Annotated in this window: 18 protein-coding genes; 11 read left to right on the plus strand and 7 right to left on the minus strand. The window is 64.9% G+C overall.

Going from position 1 to position 17,136, the window contains the following annotated elements; all coding sequences use genetic code 11:
- Nucleotide 1: 1 nt before the first annotated feature.
- The gene (locus tag AC0L2J_RS18305; RefSeq protein ID WP_473392766.1) at nt 2–1,222 is read right to left on the minus strand and encodes a vWA domain-containing protein; all 1,221 of its coding nucleotides are present in this window, start codon (nt 1,220–1,222) and stop codon (nt 2–4) included.
- A 567-nt stretch (nt 1,223–1,789) separates the two neighbouring features.
- Here AC0L2J_RS18305 and clpS point away from each other — a divergent pair.
- From clpS to AC0L2J_RS18320, 3 genes are all read left to right on the plus strand, one after another.
- Nucleotides 1,790–2,122, plus strand: coding sequence for an ATP-dependent Clp protease adapter ClpS (gene clpS, locus AC0L2J_RS18310; RefSeq protein ID WP_018455182.1), 333 nt, complete (start codon nt 1,790–1,792; stop codon nt 2,120–2,122).
- Between the two features lie 294 nt (nt 2,123–2,416).
- On the plus strand, nt 2,417–4,822 hold the full coding sequence (gene clpA / locus AC0L2J_RS18315; protein WP_007611334.1) for an ATP-dependent Clp protease ATP-binding subunit ClpA: 2,406 nt from the start codon (nt 2,417–2,419) through the stop codon (nt 4,820–4,822).
- An 81-nt stretch (nt 4,823–4,903) separates the two neighbouring features.
- On the plus strand, nt 4,904–5,449 hold the full coding sequence (locus tag AC0L2J_RS18320) for a cupin domain-containing protein (protein WP_063996025.1): 546 nt from the start codon (nt 4,904–4,906) through the stop codon (nt 5,447–5,449).
- A 46-nt stretch (nt 5,450–5,495) separates the two neighbouring features.
- Here AC0L2J_RS18320 and AC0L2J_RS18325 read toward each other — a convergent pair whose 3' ends face one another.
- The 4 genes from AC0L2J_RS18325 to AC0L2J_RS18340 form a co-directional block, all read right to left on the minus strand.
- Nucleotides 5,496–6,917 carry an MFS transporter gene (locus AC0L2J_RS18325; protein WP_063996026.1) on the minus strand — a complete coding sequence of 474 codons (1,422 nt, stop codon included), beginning with the start codon at nt 6,915–6,917 and terminating at the stop codon, nt 5,496–5,498.
- Between the two features lie 146 nt (nt 6,918–7,063).
- Nucleotides 7,064–7,225: a hypothetical protein gene (locus tag AC0L2J_RS18330; protein WP_007611331.1), complete on the minus strand. Its 162-nt coding sequence runs from the start codon at nt 7,223–7,225 to the stop codon at nt 7,064–7,066.
- An 85-nt stretch (nt 7,226–7,310) separates the two neighbouring features.
- Entirely contained in the window at nt 7,311–8,336 is a 1,026-nt protein-coding gene (locus AC0L2J_RS18335; protein ID WP_063996027.1) for an aldo/keto reductase, read from the minus strand.
- 168 nt (nt 8,337–8,504) lie between these two features.
- Nucleotides 8,505–9,461, minus strand: coding sequence for an AraC-like ligand-binding domain-containing protein (locus tag AC0L2J_RS18340; RefSeq protein WP_473392778.1), 957 nt, complete (start codon nt 9,459–9,461; stop codon nt 8,505–8,507).
- A 198-nt stretch (nt 9,462–9,659) separates the two neighbouring features.
- On the opposite strand from AC0L2J_RS18340, the gene AC0L2J_RS18345 reads away from it, so the two are divergent.
- Nucleotides 9,660–10,676: a carbon-nitrogen hydrolase family protein gene (locus tag AC0L2J_RS18345; RefSeq protein WP_473392782.1), complete on the plus strand. Its 1,017-nt coding sequence runs from the start codon at nt 9,660–9,662 to the stop codon at nt 10,674–10,676.
- A 27-nt stretch (nt 10,677–10,703) separates the two neighbouring features.
- Entirely contained in the window at nt 10,704–11,744 is a 1,041-nt protein-coding gene (locus AC0L2J_RS18350; protein ID WP_473392785.1) for a phenylacetaldoxime dehydratase family protein, read from the plus strand.
- Nucleotides 11,745–11,749: 5 nt separating this feature from the next.
- Here the strand turns inward: AC0L2J_RS18350 and AC0L2J_RS18355 are convergent, their stop codons facing one another.
- Nucleotides 11,750–12,388, minus strand: coding sequence for an HAD family hydrolase (locus AC0L2J_RS18355; RefSeq protein WP_473392789.1), 639 nt, complete (start codon nt 12,386–12,388; stop codon nt 11,750–11,752).
- Nucleotides 12,389–12,619: 231 nt separating this feature from the next.
- Here AC0L2J_RS18355 and AC0L2J_RS18360 point away from each other — a divergent pair, with 231 nt between their 5' ends.
- Both AC0L2J_RS18360 and AC0L2J_RS18365 read left to right on the plus strand, forming a co-directional pair.
- On the plus strand, nt 12,620–12,916 hold the full coding sequence (locus tag AC0L2J_RS18360; RefSeq protein ID WP_063996032.1) for a hypothetical protein: 297 nt from the start codon (nt 12,620–12,622) through the stop codon (nt 12,914–12,916).
- 77 nt (nt 12,917–12,993) lie between these two features.
- On the plus strand, nt 12,994–13,194 hold the full coding sequence (locus tag AC0L2J_RS18365) for a hypothetical protein (RefSeq protein WP_473392795.1): 201 nt from the start codon (nt 12,994–12,996) through the stop codon (nt 13,192–13,194).
- Between the two features lie 55 nt (nt 13,195–13,249).
- On the opposite strand, the gene AC0L2J_RS18370 is transcribed toward AC0L2J_RS18365, so the two are convergent.
- Complete coding sequence (locus AC0L2J_RS18370; RefSeq protein ID WP_473392799.1) at nt 13,250–14,290, minus strand: TRAP transporter substrate-binding protein; 1,041 nt, start codon at nt 14,288–14,290, stop codon at nt 13,250–13,252.
- A gap of 114 nt (nt 14,291–14,404) precedes the next feature.
- On the opposite strand from AC0L2J_RS18370, the gene AC0L2J_RS18375 reads away from it, so the two are divergent.
- The 4 genes from AC0L2J_RS18375 to tsaA all read left to right on the plus strand — a co-directional run bounded on the left by AC0L2J_RS18375 (nt 14,405) and on the right by tsaA (nt 17,078).
- Nucleotides 14,405–15,349, plus strand: a complete 945-nt coding sequence (locus AC0L2J_RS18375; RefSeq protein ID WP_473392978.1) for a transglycosylase SLT domain-containing protein — start codon at nt 14,405–14,407, stop codon at nt 15,347–15,349.
- Between the two features lie 118 nt (nt 15,350–15,467).
- Nucleotides 15,468–16,208, plus strand: coding sequence for an AzlC family ABC transporter permease (locus tag AC0L2J_RS18380; RefSeq protein ID WP_473392802.1), 741 nt, complete (start codon nt 15,468–15,470; stop codon nt 16,206–16,208).
- Nucleotides 16,205–16,555, plus strand: a complete 351-nt coding sequence (locus AC0L2J_RS18385; protein WP_007603256.1) for an AzlD domain-containing protein — start codon at nt 16,205–16,207, stop codon at nt 16,553–16,555. The genes AC0L2J_RS18380 and AC0L2J_RS18385 overlap by 4 nt, the downstream gene beginning before the upstream one ends.
- Before the next feature lie 31 nt (nt 16,556–16,586).
- Complete coding sequence (gene tsaA, locus AC0L2J_RS18390) at nt 16,587–17,078, plus strand: tRNA (N6-threonylcarbamoyladenosine(37)-N6)-methyltransferase TrmO (RefSeq protein WP_007611298.1); 492 nt, start codon at nt 16,587–16,589, stop codon at nt 17,076–17,078.
- Nucleotides 17,079–17,136 lie beyond the last annotated feature (58 nt).

Here is a 17,136-nt window from a genome sequence, read left to right on the forward strand (position 1 = left end):
CTCAGCGCGCCACGCGCAGCTTGGACAGCGACGTGCCGATGTCCTTGAACACCGAGACGGTCTGATCTGCCTTCGTGACCAGATAGAATTTGTCGGTGCCGCTCGCGCAATATTGCAGCACGCTGGACGTCGGATCGCTGCCGGTGTTCACCTGCACCGTATAGATCGTGATGTTCGCCGCCTTGGCGTTGTCGCACAGCTTCTTCTGCCGCGCGTCGATTTGCCAGGCGTTGCTGTACCAGCGGTTCTGCGTATTGAGACCGTCGGAGAGCAGCACGATCGCGTCCTTGTAGGTGTAGTTGGTGTCCTTGGCCGGCGCGTTCATGGGATCGCCGGTCGACAGCGTCATCCAGCCCCAGGCGAGGCCAATGCCCTGGTTGGTGTTGCCGGTGGGCTTCATGGCGTCGATCCGGCTCTTGAGTGAGCTCCAGTCGTAGCTCAGCGGCATGATTGGCTGCAGATAGGACGAACTGCCGGTGTTGCAGTAGGAGTACTGTTCGGCCGGGAACAGCGTTCCCGCGTTGCCGCTCGTGGGCGTCGTGTTCTTGGTGTCATAGTCCTGGTCGCGGTCGACCACGCATCCCGTCCACGTGTTGTGGTTGGCGGACCTAGTGCCGCGGGCCGCGTCCCAATCGCTGAAATCGACCCAGTACTTATTGTAGTTACCGGCGCCGACGTTGACGTCCTTGGCAAACGGAACGATCGAGATGTAAACGTCGCCATTGGTCTTGGCGAGTGGGCTGAGCTGGTCGACCAAGCTCTTCGCGGCGGTTTGCATCGCCGCCATCTTGCCGTCGTCAGCCATCGAGCCCGTGTTGTCGAGCACCAAGGCCACGCGCATGCGCACCAGGCCCCAGGCGCTGGTGGAATTGGCGCCGACATCGAGCGTCGGGAAGCCTGCGACCTTCATGAAGGCGGTCGTGTAGGTGCCGGTGCCGGTGACCTCGATGGTGGAGCCCATGCTGGTGCTTGCGGTGTAAGTGGCCGCGATGCTGACCGACGGCAGGGAGTTGGTGGCGGTGAACAGGGCGTTGAAATAAGCCTGCGCCTTGGTGCTGATCTGCGATGTCGAGATGGTGCCGGACGACAGATCCTTGGAGACCATCAGCGAGGTCGAATCGAGGGCCGCCTGCATTGCGGAACGAGCCTGGGCCGCGCGGCTGTAATCGATTGCAGCTCCGACGAAGCCTAAAACCGGGAGCAGCGCGATGGCGAAGATCACGGCGATATTGCCTGTTCGGCCGCTGCAAACCGGGAGAGGTGTCGACCAACAATACAGTTGACGAAGGGCAGGCGAGACATGACGATTCCCGGAAATCTGTGACTTTGCCCGTTTTCGCGCCACGCCATTGAACGCAGGGTAAATGGGTCCGTAGAAAACCGGAGATAACCCGCGCGGAGCCGCCGCAGCCGCGTTAGCGGCCGGGTTCCTGGTCAACATCTTCTAAACCGGCGGGGCGGAAGCTTTTGTCAAATCAGTCCGGATTGATTAACCTTGGTGAGGATCGCCCGGACCGGGAATCGGACCCGCCATGGCCGCATCGGCCGAGCTGTCGCACGCTTGCGGCGAGCCGGGGGCAGGCCCATATTCGGTGAGGCCGATCCGGCTTGGACCGGACCGGCTGGAAGCGGCGATCCAACAAGGCGGTGCGCCTGTGCGAAGCTCCGAAGGCCGGGGCTCCGCGGCGAACCGTCATACGCTTCCGTGGGGAATTTGAACGCCTGAGCCATGCCGCAACTGTCTTCCAGACCAGATCCGTCCGCGGCCGCCGCCGCCCACGCTGCCCTGATGAGCAACGACGAGAACCGTTCCGGCGGTCCTTCCGCGCCAAATACGTCCGTCATCACCAAGGTCAAGCCGAAGACCAAACGGCCGAACCTGTACCGTGTGCTGATCCTGAACGACGACTACACGCCGATGGAATTCGTCGTTCATGTGCTGGAGAAATTCTTCCAGAAGGACGCCGAGGCTGCAACCAAGATCATGCTGCACGTTCATCATCACGGGATCGGGGAGTGCGGCGTGTTCACCTACGAGATCGCCGAGACCAAGGTGACGCAGGTGATGGATTTCGCTCGCAAGCACCAGCATCCGCTGCAATGCGTGATGGAAAAGAAGTAAGACACGATACGTTACGGCGCGTTCGAAGCCGGTTCTTGTGCATGTCGCAGTGTGATTGCCGCGTGATGTCTGCGCGCGATGTTTGTTGCAGACGGCAAAACTACGGAATTTCGGACCGGTGCCGATCGTGCCCAAAGCGGAACGGGTTTTGCATCGAAAATACCGCAGCTGTGCAGCCGCCTGAGTCGCGGAACCGGTCTTTCGCCGCGATCTTGTATAACTATATGTGACAAAGGTTGTTGTTGCCTGACCGGGCGATGGCGATCATGATGGTGGGGGCCATAGAGGACGCGAATGCCGACTTTTTCCCAAAGCCTTGAACAATCCCTGCATCGTGCACTGGCGATCGCAAACGAGCGTCATCACCAATACGCGACGCTCGAGCATCTTTTGCTCTCCCTGATCGACGACTCCGATGCAGCCGCCGTCATGCGCGCCTGTAGCGTCGACCTCGACAAGCTCCGTACGAGCCTCGTCAATTATCTTGAGACCGAATTCGAGAACCTGGTGACGGATGGCGCCGATGACGCCAAGCCGACCGCCGGTTTCCAGCGCGTGATCCAGCGCGCGGTGATCCACGTGCAGTCGTCCGGTCGCGAAGAGGTGACCGGCGCCAACGTGCTGATCGCGATCTTTGCCGAGCGCGAGAGTCACGCCGCGTATTTCCTGCAGGAGCAGGACATGACGCGCTACGACGCCGTCAACTATATCAGCCACGGCATCGCCAAGCGGCCGGGCGTCTCCGAGGCGCGGCCGGTCCGCGGTGTCGACGAGGAGACGGAGACCAAGGGCAGCGAGGACGCCAAGAAGAAGGGCGAGGCGCTCGAGACCTATTGCGTCAACCTCAACAAGAAGGCGCGCGACGGCAAGATCGATCCGGTGATCGGGCGCAATTCCGAGATCAACCGCGCGATCCAGGTGCTGTGCCGCCGGCAGAAGAACAATCCGCTGTTCGTGGGCGAGGCCGGCGTCGGCAAGACCGCGATCGCGGAGGGCCTGGCCAAGCGCATCGTCGACAGCGAGGTGCCTGAGGTGCTGGCGGCTGCGACCGTGTTCTCGCTCGACATGGGCACGCTGCTCGCCGGTACGCGCTATCGCGGCGACTTCGAGGAACGCCTGAAGCAGGTGCTGAAGGAGCTCGAGGCGCATCCCAACGCCATCCTGTTCATCGATGAGATCCACACCGTGATCGGTGCGGGCGCCACGTCGGGCGGGGCGATGGATGCCTCGAACCTGCTCAAGCCCGCGCTCGCTTCCGGCACCATCCGCTGCATGGGCTCGACCACCTACAAGGAATACCGCCAGCACTTCGAGAAGGACCGCGCGCTGGTGCGGCGCTTCCAGAAGATCGACGTCAACGAGCCGACGGTCGAGGACGCGATCGCGATCCTCAAGGGCCTCAAGCCGTACTTCGAGGACTACCACCGGCTGAAATACACCAATGAGGCGATCGAGGCTGCGGTGCAGCTCTCTTCGCGCTACATCCACGACCGCAAGCTGCCGGATAAGGCGATCGACGTGATCGACGAATCCGGCGCGGCGCAGATGCTGGTCGCCGAGAACAAGCGCAAGAAGACCATCGGCATCAAGGAGATCGAGACCACGATTGCCTCGATGGCGCGGATCCCACCGAAGAGCGTGTCGAAGGACGATGCCGAGGTGCTCAAGCATCTCGAGCAGACCCTGAAGCGCACCGTGTTCGGTCAGGACAAGGCGATCGAATCGCTCGCCGCTTCGATCAAGCTGGCGCGAGCCGGCCTGCGCGAGCCGGAGAAGCCGATCGGCTGCTATCTGTTCTCGGGTCCGACCGGCGTCGGCAAGACCGAGGTCGCGAAACAGCTCGCGGCATCGCTCGGTGTCGAGCTGTTGCGCTTCGACATGTCCGAATACATGGAGCGGCACACCGTGTCGCGCCTGATCGGCGCGCCTCCCGGCTATGTCGGCTTCGACCAGGGCGGCCTGCTCACCGACGGTGTCGACCAGCATCCGCATTGCGTGGTGCTGCTCGACGAGATCGAGAAGGCGCATCCCGATCTCTACAACGTCCTGCTACAGATCATGGATCACGGCCGGCTCACCGACCACAACGGCAAGCAGGTCAACTTCCGCAATGTGATCCTGATCATGACCACGAATGCGGGCGCGTCCGATCTCGCCAAGCAGGCGTTCGGCTTCACGCGCTCGAAGCGGGAAGGCGACGACCACGAGGCGATCAACCGGCAGTTCGCGCCGGAATTCCGCAACCGTCTCGATGCCGTCGTGTCGTTCGGCCATCTCAGCGTCGAGGTGATCGGTACGGTCGTCGAGAAGTTCGTGCTTCAGCTCGAAGCGCAACTTGGCGATCGCGATGTCACCATCGAGCTGTCCGACCCCGCCAAGACCTGGCTGGTGAAGCATGGTTACGACGAGCAGATGGGCGCACGTCCCATGGCGCGCGTGATCCAGGAGCACATCAAGAAGCCGCTGGCCGACGAGGTGCTGTTCGGCAAGCTCAAGGGTGGCGGCCATGTCCGCGTCGTTCTGGTCAAGGACGAGGCCGACGAGACCAAGGACAAGATCGGCTTCGAGTTCGTCGAGGGTCCGGTCACGCCGAAGCAGGAGAAGCTCCCGGGTGCCCGCAAGCGCCCGCCGGGCAAGTCCAAGCCCGGTGGCCCCGGCGGCTCGAAGGGGCCGACCAAGAGCCCGCTGGTCAAGGTTTGATCTGCACGCGAAGAATTGAGAAGGCCGGCTGAGAAGCCGGCCTTTCTTATGGGCAGTCAAATATAAGCAAGAAGATCCGGTATGACCAACACGCCTTCTGCAAACTCGTCGTCAGCTTCCTCGATCCCCGCCGACGATCCCGGTCGTGCCCTGACGGTCGCCGATCCCGACGGCGCTGACGTGCCGCATATCTCTGTGGCCGGCGGCACCTACACGGTCCTGGTGTCGGGCGCGCAGACCGCAGGACGCTATTGCCTGGTCGACATGCTGGTGCCCGCCGGCGGCGGGCCCCCGCCGCACCGCCACGACTTCGAGGAAATGTTCACGCTGCTCGAAGGCGAACTTGAATTCACCTTTCGCGGTAAGTCCCACACCGTAAGTGCGGGGTCGACCGTCAACGTTCCGGCCAACGCGCCGCACGCGTTCAAGAACGTGTCCGGCAAGACGGCCCGTATGCTCTGCATGTGCACGCCAGCGGGACAGGACGAATTCTTCCTGGCGGTTGGCTTTCCCGTCGAAGGCCGCACATCGCCACCGCCGAAGCCGACCCCGGAAGAGATGGCCGAGAAAGGCAAGCTGATCGCAGCACTGCTGCCGAAATATCGCACCGAGATGGTGAAGATGTGAGGCGCGGCGGACGCAGCCGAAATCGGCCTTCCCAAATGGTCGTGCGCTATTCGCCGCGCAGACGCTGGTCGTCCTGCACCCGAACATGCTCGGCGCCGCGCGCTCCCGCGGGCGACAGCCGCAACATGCTCAGCGCCGCGCCGCAGAGCGCGAAGCCGACGCCGGTCAGCAATGCGATCCGGGTTCCCTCGATCGGATAGCGGCCGAGGAACAGCGCCACCAGCGCTGCGCCGGTGGTCTGGCCGAGCAGCCGCGCCGTCCCCAGCATGCCGCTGGCGCCGCCGGCACGCTCGCGCGGGGCGGCCGCGATCATGGTGCGGTTGTTGGGGGTCTGGAACAGGCCGAAGCCGGCGCCGGCCAGCGCCATCCGCCAGATCACGTCGAGCGGCGTGGGCGCCGCCGGCAACAAGGCGAGCGCAGCGAGGCCGCAGGCGAACAGCGTGAGGCCGATGCCGCCGAGCAGGCCGGCCGGATAATGCTCGACCAGGCGACCGGCGAGGGGAGCTGCGAACGCGACCGCGATCGGCCATGGCGTGATCAAGAGCCCCATATGCACCGCCGAATAGCCGAAGCGGCTTTGGAGGTAGAAGGGGATCGCGACGAAGGCCAGCATCTGCCCACAGAACGAGGCGATCGAGGTCGCAATCGACAGAGCGAACACCGGGATCCGCAACAGGTCGATCGGCAGCAGCGGCGAGGCCATGTGGGTCTCGCGGTAGATCAGCAGCGCGCCGGCGACGAGCGCGATGGCGAACTGCACGAGACAGGTGATCGCCGCTTCGCCATGACCGACGCTGTCGACGGCCGCGATGCCGACGCCGAAAGTGATCGCGGACAGCCCCGCGCTCTGCCAGTCGAAGGAACGCCTCGCAGGCGTGGTGTGCGGAAGGCTGCGCAGGCCCAGTACCAATGTCACCACTCCGAGCGGGACGTTGATAGCGAACAGCCAGGGCCAGCTGCCGAACGCGAGGATGCCGGCGGCTAGCGTCGGGCCGACCGCGGCCGAGAAGGCGACGACGAGGGCGTTGAGCCCGATGCCGCGGCCGAGCTGGCTACGTGGGTAGGTGAAACGCACCAGCGCCGCGTTGACGCTCATGATGCCGGCCGCGCCGAACCCCTGCACGATGCGTGCGATCGTGAGGAGCGGCAGCGTGTGCGCCAGCGCGCAGAATGCGGAGGCAAGCGTGAACAGCACCAGCCCGACCAGATAGACGCGGCGATAGCCGACGATCTCGCCGAGCGAAGCCAGCGGCAGCAGCGAGATCGTGATCGCGAGCTGGTAGCCGTTGACGATCCAGATCGAGAACGCCGGGCTGGCGTCGAGGTCGGCCGCGATCGTCGGCAGCGCGACATTGGCGATGGCGCTGTCGACCACTGCCATGATGATGCCGAGCGCAATGGTGAGGACCGCCTGGCTGCGCTGCGGCTGCGGCAGGCCGTCGGCGTGCTCCATGGGGGCTGGTGACATGATGGCGGCGGGCTTGATTCGAGCCGTGGTTCGTCTCCGGGTTAGGAAATTGCGAGATGCATCGCAACCCGGCAGGATACGGGCGGTTCCTGCGCCGGGCGCGGGTCTCCCGGCACCGCGGGCATGGGTCGGCACGGCCTCGCGGGTCACCAGCGCGAGGTCGACTTCCCAAACACATAGAGCGTGACGAGCCCAACCGTCACCGCGGTCGAAACGATCCGGATCGTGCGGTCCCAATCGATCCCGCTGCGCTCGGCGCGGTTGAGATTGAGAGCGGTGAACAGGGCCTTCATGGCAAATCGGCGCATCGGGAGTCTCGCGGGAGCCCACGATGCCGCTGTCGGCGCGGGCCGGCTTGATGCAGCTCAAGCCGGACTGCGCCGCGCGCGGTCGCTACACCGCCGGCGGATTGCGGTCGGTGAAAGTTGTGCGCTGGTGCCAGTAAGGATAGGGCAGCGTCACCTTGCTCGCGGCATCGAGCTTTGCGACCTGGTCCTTGGTCAACGACCAGCCGACCGCGCCGAGATTTTCGCGCAGCTGCGTCTCGTTGCGTGCGCCGATGATCAGCGTCGAGACGGTCGGACGCTGCAGCAGCCAGTTCAGCGCGATCTGCGAGACGCTCTTGCCGGTTTCCTTGGCGACCTCGTCGATCGCGTCGACGACGCGGTAGACGTGCTCGTCCGGCACGGGCGGGCCGAACTCGGCCGTCTTGGGCAAGCGGCTTACGTCAGGCTTCGGCTGGCCGCGGCGGATCTTTCCGGTGAGACGTCCCCACCCGAGCGGCGACCAGACCACCGCACCGAGGCCCTGGTCGAAGCCGAGCGGCATCAGCTCCCATTCGTAGTCGCGCCCGATCAGTGAATAATAGGTCTGGTTGGCGACGTAACGCGGGAAGCCATGCTTGTCGGCAACGCCAAGCGATTTCATCAGGTGCCAGCCCGAAAAGTTCGACACGCCGACGTAGCGGATCTTGCCGGCGCGCACGAGCACGTCGAGGGTGCTAAGCACCTCTTCAGGTGGCGTGAAGGCGTCGAAGCCGTGAAGCTGGAACAGGTCGATGTAATCGGTGCCGAGCCGGCTCAGCGAAGCATCGATGGCTGTGAGCAGATGCTGTCGCGACGACCCGATGTCGTTGGGGCCGTCGCCGAAGCGGAACGTCGCCTTGGTCGAGACCAAGACCTTGTCGCGGCGGCCCTTGATGGCTTCGCCGAGAACGCGCTCGGACTCGCCGAGCGAATAGACGTTCGCGGTGTCGAACATCGACACGCCCGCATCGAGGCAGATATCCAGAAGGCGCCGCGCTTCGGTCGCGTCAGTCGCGCCCCACGCAGCGAGGCGGCCAACGCCGCCGAAGGTGCCGGTCCCAAGACTCAAGGCGGGCACCATGAGGCCCGAGCGGCCCAAGCGTCGGTATTCCATCGATATGCTCCTCGGCTGGCCGCTGATCGATCCCCGCGGCCCCTGTGCCGGATGGTAGAGCAAGCACGCGCCGTGTCCTACGCCGCGCTCACATACCGGCCTTGCTTGGGGACAGCCCGGTCGTGCAGACGCCTGAAGCGAAGGCTCGCACCAGTGGCTGCCCGGACCTCAATGCCGCCACTGGCTCTGCCGGAAGTCGCGTGGTGACATCCCGAAATGCTCGCGGAAGACGCGGCCGAAATGCGAGAGGTCGTTGAAGCCCCAGGCGAAGGCGATCTCGCTGATGTGGCGGCGAGCGAGCACGGGGGAGGCGAGGTCGCGCCTGCATTGAGCGAGGCGCTCACCGAGGACGTAGCGCTGGAACGAGGTATCCTCGTCGGCGAGGAGATCGTTGACATAGCGGGACGAAATGCCGAGCGTCGCTGCGGTCTCGGACAGCGAGAGGTCGGGATCGGCAAGATGAGCCCGGATATGCGCCTTCAATCGGTAGAGCAGGGCGGAGCGATGGGTCGAGGACGGCAGCGGCGTCTTGCCCAGCCGCTCGCCCAGTGCCATCGCCAGGACATCGACGGCCTGTTCCGACAGAGCGGCGGCGTGGTGCGGATCGATCTGATCCGCGCTCTGGCAGAGCCGGTAGATGAAATCGTAGGCGATCCTCTGCAATGGCGAGTCCGGCCCGAAAGAGGTGGCGGTGAGAGTTTCGGTCGCGCCGAGCCGGCGCTGCAGCATCTCGCGCGGCACCTTGAAGATGGTCTGCGTGAAGGTGCCGTCGAACTTCAGCTCATAAGGACGCGTGGTGTCATAGAGCGCAAGCTCTCCCGGATGCACCACGGCCTCGCGGCCGTCCTGCACCACGGCGCCGGCGCCGCGATTGCCGAGCGCGATCAGGATGAAATCCTGATCCGAGCGCGCGATGCGCGAGGGCGTGCGCAACACGTGTTGACGATCGGAGCAGACCTCGGAGCATTCCGTCTTGCCCAGGGATGCCCGGGTGACCGAGCCGCGAAAAGCGCTGCCAAGATCGGACTTGCAGTCGAGCCCGACGAAGACGTCGCAGACGATATCCTGCCAGAGCGCAAGCCGGCGGTGGCCTGGGCTGTCGTCCGTGGTGAACTGGATTGGCATCTGCAGAGCCTCCCTTTCACATCCCGCAACATCGCGCGTTGGCGCAGGTCCCGCCTGGCCGGAGGCAAATCCCGTACCGGGCCGGCGATCCCGTCCGGTCGAGTTTTTGTTCCGCCGCGGTCGAGCGCTCCGCCGCCCAGCCTGGTCAAATAGACTGCATCGGACCTGGCTTCCGATCAACCGGCAAGGGAGGTGGGAATGGGCATCGAACATCCGAAATACAAGGTCGCGGTGGTGCAGGCGGCGCCTGCCTGGCTCGATCTCGACGCCTCGATCGACAAGTCGATCGCCCTGATCAGGGACGCCGCCGAGAAGGGCGCCAAGCTGATCGCCTTTCCGGAAGCCTTCATCCCCGGCTACCCCTGGCACATCTGGATGGATTCGCCGGCCTGGGCGATCGGCCGCGGCTTCGTGCAGCGCTATTTCGACAATTCGCTGTCCTACGACAGTCCGCAGGCCGAGCGGCTGCGCGACGCCGTGCGCAAGGCCAAGCTCACTGCCGTGTTGGGCCTGTCCGAGCGCGAGGGCGGCAGTCTTTATCTCGCGCAATGGCTGATCGGGCCCGATGGCGAGACCATCGCAAAACGCCGCAAGCTGCGGCCGACCCATGCCGAGCGCACGGTCTATGGCGAGGGCGACGGCAGCGATCTCGCCGTGCACGCGCGGTCCGACATCGGCCGCATCGGCGCTCTGTGCTGCTGGGAGCATCTCCAGCCGCTGTCGAAATACGCGATGTATGCCCAGAACGAGCAGGTCCATGTCGCGGCCTGGCCGAGCTTTTCGCTCTACGATCCCTTCGCGCCGGCGCTCGGCGCCGAGGTGAACAACGCCGCCTCGCGCGTCTACGCTGTGGAGGGCTCCTGTTTCGTGCTCGCGCCTTGCGCAACGGTCTCGCAAGCGATGATCGACGAGCTCTGCGATCGGCCGGACAAGCATGCCCTGCTGCATGCCGGCGGTGGCTTCGCTGCGATCTACGGCCCCGACGGCAGCCAGATCGGCGACAAGCTCGCGCCGGACCAGGAAGGCCTCTTGATCGCCGAGATCGATCTGGGCGCCATTGGCGTTGCCAAGAACGCCGCTGATCCAGCCGGGCACTATTCGCGCCCCGACGTGACCCGGCTCCTGCTCAACAAGAAGCGATACCAGCGCGTCGAGCAGTTTGCGCTGCCGGTCGACACCGTCGAGCCCACGGACATCGCCGCGGCGGCGAGCTGATCGCCGGAATCGAGGGGAGGCACGCTCATGGAATCCGCAATTCCTCTGCATCTCGAGACCCCGCGCACGCGCCACAAGCGCGTGCCCGACGATTACCAGCCGCCATACCCGTCCTTCGTGGCGCGCTATAAGCCTGCCCTGAGCCGGGTCGTGATGGCCTATTTCGGCCTTCAATACGGCGGCACGCCGCCGGCGGCTGCAACGCAGGCGCTCGCTGACATCGCGGGACGGTTTGCCGCGGAAGGCGGTCCCTCGCATTGGGACCGCGCCCGCTATGTCGATCAGGCCGGCTACGAGAACGTCGTCTCTGTGGCCTATTGGGACGACATTGCCAATTTCGACAAATGGTTTGGACCGGCGCGCGAGGCCTGGACCGGAACGCAGCCCGAGGGCATCGGCACTTTCATCGAGGTGCTGCGCCCCATTGTGGCGCGGCACGAGACGCTGTTCTCCTCGCTCGGCCGGCCCGAAGGCGTCGCGGTGATTGCGCAGGGCATGAGCGGCGAGGTGCAGGAGCACGCCTATTGGGGCGGCATGCGCGACCGCATCCCGCTGTCGCAGACCGATCCGATGTCGCCGGGGGGCAATCCCGAATTGATCCGCGACGGCGCGCGACTGCGCGTGCAGGCACACGACAATCTCTGCCTGATCCGGTCAGGACAGGATTGGAGCGATACCGAGACCTCGGAGCGAAAGCTCTATCTTGACGACGTCGAACCTGTGTTGCGCGAAGGCATGGATTTCCTGCGCGATGAGGGCTTTGGCATCGGCTGTTACGCCAACCGTTACATGCGCGTGCTTGCAGCCGGCGGGGACGCGAGTGAAAAGTCCTATGGTCAAAGCTGGTGGAAGAGCCTGGCGGCGCTGGAACGGTGGGCGGAATCGCATCCGACTCACGTCAAGATATTCGGAGCCGCGATGAAATACCTTTCGACGCTTGGCCCATCAGCAAAGCTGCGGCTCTATCACGAGGTCACTGTGGCGGCAGCCGACGAACAGTTCTTCGAGTACCTGAACTGTCACGCCAAGACCGGCATGCTGGCGGCGGTGGAGACCGTCGCCGCTTGATAGAGTTAGATCACGCAATGGCCGAGCAGCTCGGGATGCGCGGCGCAGATGTGATGCGCCCCGGCGTCCCGCAGCTCGGTCTCGCTGCCGTAGCCATAGAGCACGCCGATCGCGGTCATGCCGTTGGTGCGGGCGCCGACCACATCATGGCTGCGGTCGCCGATCATGATCGCGCTGGCGGGATCGACCCTGGCTTCGTGGAGCGCGTAGCGCAGCAGGTCACGCTTGTCGACGCGCGTGCCGTCGAGCTCGGAACCGAACACGCGCTCGAAATACGGTTTCAGGCCAAAATGCTCGACGATGCGGGTGGCGTAGACCGCGGGCTTGCTGGTCGCCACGAACATGCGCGGTGTGGTCGCGGCAAGCGTTGTCAGCGTGTCCACGATGCCGGCATAGGCTTCGTTCTCGAACAGGCCGACATCGCTGAAGCGCTCGCGATAGAGCAGCAGCGCCCGGTCGGCGAGTTCCGCGCTGCCGGTGAGCTTTTCGAGGCTGGCATGCAGCGGCGGCCCGATGCACCAGGTCAGCTCGTCCTCGCTCGGCACCGCGACGTTGAGCCGCTCGAGAGCGTACTGGATCGAACGTGTGATCCCGGGCTTGGGGTCGGTCAGCGTGCCGTCGAGATCGAAATAGATTGTCACCATGTTGCCGCGCCTGTGTTGATACCGCCTCTATTGCTTGACCTAAACGACGCCGCGGACCAAGGCAACGCGCAACAATTGCCATGCCGAAAATCGCCTTCTTGATACCGCGTATCCCTTAGAGCTCGCTATTCGCGGGAGGGAAGCGTAGAGTGGCGCCATCACCGCCCTTCCATTGGCATCGACCGGTGACTGAGGGTCACCAGCGCTCCCGCCGACTGAGCAGGAGCGTGCATGACTCGGTTTCGTCTGGTCGACTGGATCCGCCGGAGAGCGCTTCTCGTCGCATTGATGCTTGGCGCATTGTTACTTGGCACACTGTCGCAAGGCGCTGCCGCGGCAGGGCCGGACTGCCGGGCGATCGAAAGCACGAGCGGACGTCTCGCCTGCTACGATGCTGCGTTTCCCCCGAAGGAAAAAAAGCCCGCTGCTGCGGAGAACGATGGGTCCCGTGCTGCCTACAAGGACCCGTTCGTGGCGGAAGAGGCCAGAACCGCAGCGAAGCTGAAGAACATCTGTCGCGGCTGTTGAGGGTTGCTCGTTCGCCGCCTTCTCGTTGATCGGCGAACCCGGACGAGAGATCGAGACAATTTTTCAGGAGAGGCCGGATGAGCGAGCGACTTGAAACTCTGAAGAAGGCCCGTGAACGCATGATCGAGGACAGGGACGCGCATGCGAAGGTGCTGGCCGCTCCCTTTGTGCGCGACACGGCCGAGCGTGCGCGCAACAAGTTCATCGAGATCCAGGCGCTGATCGATGCCCTCGACCGCGCCATCCGGGGCGAAATCCCGGTTCCAGTCAAGAACTAGGGCGGTAGGCAGCGACACCAGCCGAGCGTTCATTGCAGCTGCCGCTACCGCTCCCTCATTGCTGTCTCGCCCACTCGACGATTGCGGTCGCCTCCGCGCCTGACCGGGTTTCCCAGGCGGCAATCGCGTCCTTTGCTGCCTTCCGCAGCTCCGTGACAAGGGACGCAGGCGCCGGCTCCGCGATATGGACGCCATTGTCCCGCATGCGCGCATAGTTCTCGCTGGTGCGGTGGGTCAATAGCGCGAGCTGGCTCTGTTCTGTCTCGGCCGCCGCGGCCAGCACCTCGCGCTGCATCGGCTCGGACAGTTCGGCAAAGGCGTCGCTGCGGATGAAGGCGATCGAGATCGGCATCGCATAGTTGATGGCCGTGAAATGCGGCAGGAAGTCCCACAGCTTGCGCCCCGCGCCGCCGTCGCCGGAGGTGAGGAAGGCATTCAGCCGGTGTTCCCTCAGTCCGGCGAGCGCCGCGTCCATCGGCAGGAACTGCGCGTTCGCGCCGGCCGCGCGCATGACCTCGGTGGAATTGGCATCGTAGGTTCGCAAGTTCAGTTTCGGCAAATCGTCGGCACCGTCGAGCGGCCGCTCCGACCAGAGGCCCGTGGCCGGCCAGATCGTCACATAGAGCAGCTTGAGGCCGCGTGCCGCGAGCACCTTCTCATAGAGCGGGCGCGCCCGCAGATTGGCGGCGCGGGCGAGATCCACCGATTGCACCAGGAAGGGCAGGGTAGACAATCCGAGCACAGGGTCGAGGCCCGAGAGCGCGCCCGCGAAGGCATCGCCGCCCGCGATCCGGCCGTCCAGCGCCGCGCGCGGCATCTCGCCCGAGTTGATCTTGAGCTGGTTGTCGAAGGCGTTCGTCACGGTCACGAAACCGTGGGTACGGTCGGAGACGCGGCTGGCGAAAGTCGCGAGTCCAATCCCGGAGATATTATTCTCGGGGTATTCCGTGGTCATCCGCCAAGTGACCTGGGATGCGATCTGAGACGTCACCTGCGCCGCGGCTGGCGCGACGCTCAGGATGAATACGGCGAGGACGAGGATCGCGCGGATCCGTTTGGCGGGGTAACGCATTGGGAAAAGCAGGTCAGGCAGCATATATTGGCAACTCGTCGAACCATGGCACGATGCCACAACATGGCAGATCACACTGTCGCATGCCGCGCCGAGGCGCGCCATCGCCATGGCTGCACGCGATGGGTGCAGATTGCGATGTGCATCATCCCCGCGCTGCTTGTCTCGGCGACACAGGCGGCGGCGTGGGACAGTTCGCCCGCCAAGACCGATGTCGCTGTCCCCAGCGTCGAAGAGCTCGCGACGCCGCCGACGAAGCCCGGTGCGCGCGAGAGCGACACGCGGGAGTCGATCTGCCTGATCATCGAGGCCGCGGCACGCGATGCCAATCTGCCGCTGGAGTTCTTCGCCCGCGTGATCTGGCAGGAGAGCCGCTTCCAGGCCGATGCGGTGGGGCCTATGACGCGCAGCGGCGAACACGCGCAAGGGATCGCGCAATTTATGCCAGGCACCGCGAGCGAGCGAGGGCCGCTCAATCCCTTCAATCCGGTGCAGGCGCTGCCGAAATCGGCGGAATTTCTGAACGAGCTGCGCAACCAGTTCGGCAATCTCGGCCTGGCGGCGGCCGCCTACAATGCCGGGCCGCGCCGGGTGCAGGAATGGCTCGCCGGCGCCGGTGGCATGCCGGAGCAGACCCGCAATTACGTTCTTGCCATCACTGGCACGAGCGTCGATGCCTGGGCCAAGGCGGGCGCGACCGGCAAGGGGCCGCCGAGCGCGCCGCCGACGAGCTGTCGCGATCTGATGGCGCTTTTGAAGCGGGCGCCAAATGCCTTCGTCGCCGAGCTCGAGCAGCATGTGGAGCTCGCGGCTGCAAAGATCTGGGGCGTGCAGCTCGCCGCCGGCTTCGACCGCAACCGGGCGCTGGCGATGTATTCCCGCGCGGTCACGCGGCTGAGCGCCGTGATCGGCGAACGTGATCCGAGCCTGCTCAGCTCAGTGATGCGCAGCCGCGGCACGCGCGCCTTCTATCAGGTGCGGATCGGCGCCGATACGCGGAGCGAGGCGGATGAACTCTGTGATCGCATCCGCAAGGCCGGCGGGGCGTGCTTCGTGCTGAAGAACCGAGGTGTGAGCGGGTAGGGCACGCGCCGCGAAATGACAGCCACGCGTGCATGCCAGCCCCGCCGCGCGCTTTCTTGACGCCAGCCGCCGGATTGCCCGTTATGCAGGCACGATTCCTCACCCGGCCAAGACTCCCGTGGCGCTTCCTCCGCTCGATTCACCTCAATGGCAAAGTCCCTGGCGCGCCTTTGCGTGGGGACTGCGCTCGATCACACAGACAATCCTCACCCTCGTCCTGTTCGCGACCTATCTCGGCATCGGCGCGCTCGCCCACGACACACATTTCAGCCTCCTCTGGGCGCTTTGCTCGACGCTGTTCGTCTGGGCGGGGCCGGCGCAGATCATCCTGATCACCACGCTCGGCTCAGGCGCGACGATCGTCCAGTCCGCGATCGCGGTCACCGTCAGTGCGATCCGGCTGTTTCCGATGGTGGTCTCGGTGCTGCCCTTGATGCGCACGCCGACGACGAAGCGGCGCGAACTGTTTTTCGCGGCGCATCTCACCGCGGTGACACTGTGGGTCGAATGCCATCGCTTCCTGCCGCAGGTGCCGCGTGAACGCCGCATCGCCTTCGTCAACGGACTTGGCTTCGGTCTTGTCTCGGTGTGTCTCACCGCCAACACGGTCGGCTATTTCCTTGCCGCGAATCTGACCCAGACGCTTGGCGCGGCGATCCTGCTGCTGACGCCGCTGTCGTTCCTGTTCTCGACCGCACGCAACAGCCGGGAGGTCGCCGACGTCGTCGCCCTGGCGCTTGGGGTTCTGCTCTATCCGCTGGCTGCGAAGATGAACTCCGGCCTCGACATCCTCGTCAGCGGCCTCGCTGCGGGCACGATTGCCTATGGTGTGCATTGGTGGCGGGAGGTGCGCGCATGAGCTTTGCGCAGCTCATTGGCGACTGGCACGCGCTGGCGGTGCTGTTCGTCGCCGGCGTCGTTCCCAACCAGATATGGCGCATGCTCGGCCTGTGGTTCGGCGGCGGCATCGACGAGGGCTCCGAGCTTCTGGTCTGGGTACGGGCGGTCGCCACCGCGATCCTGGCCGGCGTCATCGCCCAGATCGTGGTCGAGCCGCCCGGGGCGCTTGCGAGCGTGCCGGATGCCTTGCGCTACGGTGCGGTCGGCGCCGGCCTCGTCGTCTTCCTGCTGACCCGCCGCTCGATCTTTGCTGGCGTGGTCGCGGGCGAAGTCTTCATGCTGGCCGGCAAGTGGTGGTTGGGCTAAAACCGCCGGCGAACAGCAGGGAATTGGAAATATGGTTCGCGAAAACCAGCTCCGCGAGGGTGAAGTCTCCATCGAGCTGCCGCCGACGCAGGATGCCGGCCTCGTCTTCATCGGCCGCATCCGCACGCCCTGGACTTCGCGGATGGAGACCCCGCGCCAGGGCCGGCATGACGGCCCGATTTGTCGGCTCGAGGTCTTCGAGCCGTTTGTGCCGGCGATCAAGGGCGTCGATTTCTACAGCAATCTCGAAGTGCTCTACTGGCTCGACAAGTCCCGCCGTGACATCATCTTGCAAAGCCCTAAGAACAACGAGAAGACCCGCGGCACGTTTTCGCTGCGCTCACCGGTGCGCCCCAATCCGATCGGCACGTCGATCGTGAAGCTGGTCGGCATAGAGGGCAACGCGATTCTGGTGCGCGGGCTCGATTGCCTCGACAACACGCCGCTGATCGACATCAAGCCGGATCGTTGCGAGTTCACGCCGCTGGCTGCGCCGCAGCCGGGAGATTTCCAGACGGAGTGAGGGGGCGGCGATCGTAGCCCGCATGGAGCGAAGCGGAATGCGGGAAGGTCCCGGATTG

This window comes from Bradyrhizobium sp. MV1.5 (assembly GCF_055807615.1).